This window comes from Sphingomonas sp. DC5200-1 (assembly GCF_049897245.1).
Classification (GTDB): domain Bacteria; phylum Pseudomonadota; class Alphaproteobacteria; order Sphingomonadales; family Sphingomonadaceae; genus Sphingomonas; species Sphingomonas aquatilis.
In genome coordinates, this window is the sequence record NZ_JAFCVW010000029.1 from 1 (window position 1) to 3896 (window position 3896).

Here is a 3896-nt window from a genome sequence, read left to right on the forward strand (position 1 = left end):
TGTAGCTTTCAGCGGTAAATGTCACGAAGTGACATCACTGATTGTCGCCTCCTGCGGCCTGCTCCTTTGGGGAAGCACTGATAAAGCCAGCTTTCCCGCTCGGTCCGGCACGTTGCGCTCTGAGGAAGGGCCTCATCATAGGCTTGGTGAGATCCGTCCAGCCTGAAGGATCGTGGTTTGTGCCAGCGCCAGTCCATCCATCGATTTATCGGCATCAGCACGTTCGTTCCTGCTTCACCTCGCTTTGCCGAACATGACGTAACCGAAAGGCGCGACAGCCAGGAAGCCGCGAACAGACCACGTCGCAATCTGCCGAACAGGCATTGGCCGGCAACAGGAAGGCCAATGATTTCGGTCGATGATATCCGCATAATATTTGAGGGTGAGGAAGGTAGCATAGTATAAATGCTGAACTGATCACCTGCCTGCTCGACGCGGGCGATCGGCAGTTCGACATCTCCGAGAGGGGTGCCACCACGGTCATTCAGCAGACCCAGTGCTGCCCAACCGGCGAAAGCACCCATCATGGCCGAGGTAAGCCAATAACCGATGCGGCCAATGGTAGACTGACGCCGCATCAGAGGAACATAAAAAGCCGCAGACCCCAAGCCAGCTATCACGCCTAAGAGGCTACCCCAACCGAGAATACTGGTGAGGCCGGGTGTAACCGGCGCAAACGGACGTGAAAAGTAAACAACGGGCAGCGTGATGGATGCTAGAAGTGAAACCAGCCACAGCCCTTGGCGAAGGATGAAGTCGAAGCGGCGAGCACTACTCGCATCTTGTTGTTCGGTGAGATTCATGCCGCTGCCGCCGCTGTGGCAGCATGCCTGCCGAGCGTTCGATAAACGGTCGGCCGGGAAATCGAGAACAGCTCGGCGAGGTCGCTGATCGAGTAGTCGTCGGTATCGTACATGCGACGAAGCTCCTTCTGCTGCCGATCGGACAGCTTGGGCTTCTTCCCACGCAGCTTCCCCTTAGCGCGGGCGACCGCCATGCCCTCGCGGGTGCGGAGCTTGATGAGGTCCGCCTCGAACTCGGCAAAGGTGGCAAGGATGTTGAAGAACAGCTTACCCATCGGGTCAGCCGGATCGTGGACGCTGGCACCAAGCTGTAGCTTCACCCCACGGGCAGCAAGGCCGTCCCCGATCGCGCGCGCGTCCGGAACTGATCGCGCGAGCCGGTCAAGCTTGGGCACTACCAGCGTGTCGCCGCTTCGTACTGCGGCTAGTGCTTGGTCGAGGCCGGGGCGATCCCGGTTCGTGCCGGTGAGCCCCTTGTCGGTGTAGATGCGATCGGCCGCCACCCCGAGCTTGAGCAGCGCGTCATGCTGGGCGGCAAGGTCCTGTTTGTCGGTCGAGCAGCGGGCATAGCCGATCAGCGTGTGCGTCATAGCCGGAGTGTAACGTATAAGGCCCCATCACCGCAAAACATATGGTACCATCTATGTGAGACTCGGCTTTCGGCCGCTTTCCGTGCTGTTGGAGATCGACCGGCCGAGTCCGCTGAACGATCCTCTATCGGACAGGGGGCGATCACCATGGCGGATGGTCGAAGATCGGAGACAGGAGGCGCGGAGGTGGCGCGGCGAATGGCGGCACTTCGCGCCCATCTGCATGGTGGCGCGTCGCTGGCCAAAGTCGCGGCCGATGCCGGTGTTTCGCTGCGCACCGTCCAGCGATGGCTCGCTCGCTATACCGCCAACGGTCCAATGGGCCTCGCGCGGCCGCTTCGTCCGGAAGCTGGCACACGGACGTTCCCGGACGGTCTGGTCCAACTGATCCAGGGCATGGCGCTGACGAAGCCGCCGGCCTCGATCGCAACCATCCATCGTCGCGTTGTGCATGTCGCTAGCGAATATGGATGGCACACGCCGTCCTACGGCAGCGTTCGCGATATCGTGCGCCGGATCGATCCTGCGATGCTGACGCTCGCGCATGAGGGCGCTGCCGCTTTCCGCGACAAATACGAGATGGTCCATCGTCATCGCGCCGATCGCCCGAACGCGATCTGGCAGGCCGACCACACCGAACTCGACATCCTCATCCTCGATGCTCGTGGCAGGCCGACACGGCCGTGGCTGACGACGGTGGTGGACGATCATTCCCGCGTGATCGCAGGCTACATGGTGTTTCTCGGCGCGCCATCCGCGCTCAATACGTCGCTCGCGCTGCGCCAGGCCATCTGGCGCAAGGCCGATCCGGCATGGCCGGTGTGCGGCATTCCCGATGTGCTGCACGTCGATCACGGATCGGACTTCACCAGCCTCCACCTCGAACAGGCCGCGGCCGATCTGCGTATCAGGCTGATCTACTCAGCCGTCGCCCGTCCGCAGGGGCGTGGCAAGATCGAGCGGCTGTTCCGGACCATCAACACCGAACTGCTGGCCGAACTCCCCGGCAACCTGCGCGCCGGCAAGACGGTATCCCCACCGGCCCTTTCACTGGCCGAACTGGACGCGGCGATCGGCGCCTGGATCATCTCGACCTATAATGCGCGTCCCCACCGTTCGATCGGGGCGGCACCGATAGCCGCATGGCGGGGCGATGGCTGGTTGCCCCGGATGCCGGAGACGCTTGCCGAACTGGACATGCTGCTGGTCATGGTCGCCAAGCCCCGCACCGTTCACCGCGACGGCATCCGCTTCGAGGGATTGCGCTACTTCGATCCGACGCTGGCAGCCTACGTCGGCGAGCCGGTGACGATCCGCTACGACCCCCGCGACATGGGCGAAGTCCGCGTGTTCCATCGCAACGTGTTCCTGTGCCGGGCGATCGATGCGGATCATGCCGCGAACAGTGTCACCCTAAAGGACATCCAGGCGGCGCGGATCGCGCATCGGCGTCGCCTGCGGCAGGAGATCAGGGAGAAGCAATCGAGCGTTATAGACTATCTTCCAGCGATCCTGCGCACTCCGGCTCCGATCGCGAAACCGGCGCGATTGCCTGAATTGGCGCCGGTCTCCGCAGCGACTCCGGCGCCGCCACCAAGCCGGCCGAAGCTACGCACCTATTATGAGGGCGACTGATGACCGCCGGCAGTACGCGCGCGACCAGCTTCATCTCGACCCAAGAGCACCGCCGCTTCATCGAGTTCGCCGACGCCGTTCGGAAGCATCGCTACATCGGCCTGTGTCATGGCCCAGCGGGCGTCGGCAAAACGCTCTCGGCCTGCCGGTATGCCCGATGGCACAAGGCTGCGCCCCTGCTCACCGTTTGGGGACCACGCGATCCATCCGACCTGGAAATCTATGCCCACCTCGCTCAGGCACGTGCGGTTTTCTACACACCTTCGGTCGGCAGCACGTTGCGCGAACTGCGGCAGGATCTGCCCCGGCTGCTCGACCGAGTGGACCATTGCATCGACGAACACGTCCGGCCTCAGAAAGTCGGACAGGTCCGTTATGTCAGTCGTCATACCCGCTACGTCGAAATGGTGATCGTCGATGAAGCCGAGCGCCTGTCGACGACGGCGCTGGAATACATGCGTGACGTGTTCGATCGGCAGGGGATCGGGCTCATCCTGATCGGGATGCCCGGTATCGAAAAGCGCATGGCGCGCTATCCCCAGCTCTTCAGCCGGGTCGGCTTCGCCCACCAATATCGGCCGTTGCAGGATGCGGAGCTGACCTTCGTGCTGACCCGCCGCTGGCGCGACCTCGGCCTTGCCCTCGACGACGCCGATTTCACCGACGCGCAAGCGGTCGCGGCCATCGTTCGGATCACAGGTGGCAATTTCCGGCTACTGCACCGCCTGTTCGTGCAGATCGAGCGCGTGCTGAAGATCAACGGCCTCGCAACCATCAGCGAGGATGTCGTGGAAGCCGCCCGCAGCACCCTCGTCATCGGCGTCACCTAGTGCTGACATTCGTGACATTTACCGCTGAAAGCCACACC

At 62.7% G+C, this 3896-nt stretch carries 4 protein-coding genes; 2 read left to right on the plus strand and 2 right to left on the minus strand.

Annotated elements, in window-relative coordinates; translation table 11 throughout:
- Positions 1–8: 8 nt before the first annotated feature.
- Together ACP7A3_RS20795 and ACP7A3_RS20800 are read right to left on the minus strand one after the other, a co-directional pair.
- The gene (locus tag ACP7A3_RS20795; protein WP_130119994.1) at positions 9–803 is read right to left on the minus strand and encodes a hypothetical protein; all 795 of its coding nucleotides are present in this window, start codon (positions 801–803) and stop codon (positions 9–11) included.
- Positions 800–1393: a recombinase family protein gene (locus tag ACP7A3_RS20800; RefSeq protein WP_007406866.1), complete on the minus strand. Its 594-nt coding sequence runs from the start codon at positions 1391–1393 to the stop codon at positions 800–802. Before ACP7A3_RS20800 ends, ACP7A3_RS20795 begins: the two co-directional genes overlap by 4 nt.
- A gap of 147 nt (positions 1394–1540) precedes the next feature.
- On the opposite strand from ACP7A3_RS20800, the gene ACP7A3_RS20805 reads away from it, so the two are divergent.
- Together ACP7A3_RS20805 and ACP7A3_RS20810 are read left to right on the plus strand one after the other, a co-directional pair.
- Entirely contained in the window at positions 1541–3028 is a 1488-nt protein-coding gene (locus ACP7A3_RS20805) for a Mu transposase C-terminal domain-containing protein (protein WP_052811639.1), read from the plus strand.
- Positions 3028–3858, plus strand: a complete 831-nt coding sequence (locus ACP7A3_RS20810; RefSeq protein ID WP_007406871.1) for an AAA family ATPase — start codon at positions 3028–3030, stop codon at positions 3856–3858. Before ACP7A3_RS20805 ends, ACP7A3_RS20810 begins: the two co-directional genes overlap by 1 nt.
- Positions 3859–3896: the final 38 nt, after the last annotated feature.

Excerpts from the sequence above, each read along its gene's own strand:
- ACP7A3_RS20805 (WP_052811639.1), top strand. The coding sequence starts at position 1,541 with ATGGCGGATGGTCGAAGATCGGAGACAGGAGGCGCGGAGGTGGCGCGG.
- ACP7A3_RS20800 (WP_007406866.1), bottom strand. The coding sequence starts at position 1,393 with ATGACGCACACGCTGATCGGCTATGCCCGCTGCTCGACCGACAAACAG.
- ACP7A3_RS20795 (WP_130119994.1), bottom strand. The coding sequence starts at position 803 with ATGAATCTCACCGAACAACAAGATGCGAGTAGTGCTCGCCGCTTCGAC.
- ACP7A3_RS20810 (WP_007406871.1), top strand. The coding sequence starts at position 3,028 with ATGACCGCCGGCAGTACGCGCGCGACCAGCTTCATCTCGACCCAAGAG.